Origin of the sequence: Vibrio sp. 2-2(8) (assembly GCF_963888495.1) — a bacterium.
GTDB lineage: Bacteria > Pseudomonadota > Gammaproteobacteria > Enterobacterales > Vibrionaceae > Vibrio > Vibrio anguillarum.
Genome location: NZ_CAWPJM010000047.1, coordinates 1 through 631 on the forward strand (window position 1 = coordinate 1; position 631 = coordinate 631).

The 631-nt window shown below is 42.0% G+C and carries 1 protein-coding gene; it reads left to right on the forward strand.

The window, feature by feature from the left end; all coding sequences use genetic code 11:
* Nucleotides 1–121 precede the first annotated feature (121 nt).
* Nucleotides 122–559, forward strand: coding sequence for an IS200/IS605 family transposase (tnpA, locus tag AACV12_RS12835; RefSeq protein ID WP_064624342.1), 438 nt, complete (start codon nucleotides 122–124; stop codon nucleotides 557–559).
* Nucleotides 560–631 lie beyond the last annotated feature (72 nt).

The window sequence follows — 631 nt, forward strand, 5'->3', positions numbered from 1 at the left end:
GTTGTCATCCCTAAACCACCGCCTTGGGCGGTGGTGATTGAACCTTGGGGCTATTGCCCGAAGGAGTGCCCATGCTAGAAGTAAACCTCTTATTCACCACAAGTAAGAGGAAACTAAAAACATGGGCGATTATAGAAGTTCATCACATGTATATTGGCGTTGCAAATACCATATAGTTTGGACTCCGAAATACAGATTTAAGATATTGAAAGGGAATGTAGGTAAGGAGCTTTATCGCTCAATCTATATTTTGTGCAATATGAAAGATTGTGAAGTCTTAGAATTAAATGTTCAGCCGGATCACGTTCACTTGGTTGTGATAGTTCCACCAAAAGTTTCGATATCAACGTTGATGGGAGTATTGAAAGGGCGTTCAGCAATCCGCTTGTTTAACAAGTTCCCACATATAAGGAAGAAACTGTGGGGTAATCATTTTTGGGCAAGGGGATACTTTGTTGACACAGTTGGTGTGAATGAAGAAATCATCAGGCGTTACGTAAGGCACCAAGACAAGAAAGATCAAGAATATGAGGCGCAGTTAGAGTTGAAGATAAACTAGCAGCGCAGGGATGCCCCCTTATAGGGGGCTATAAACCAAAGCCGCCTTCTAAGAAGGCGGATTTTTACTTGA

Excerpts from the sequence above, each read along its gene's own strand:
- tnpA (WP_064624342.1), top strand. The coding sequence starts at position 122 with ATGGGCGATTATAGAAGTTCATCACATGTATATTGGCGTTGCAAATAC.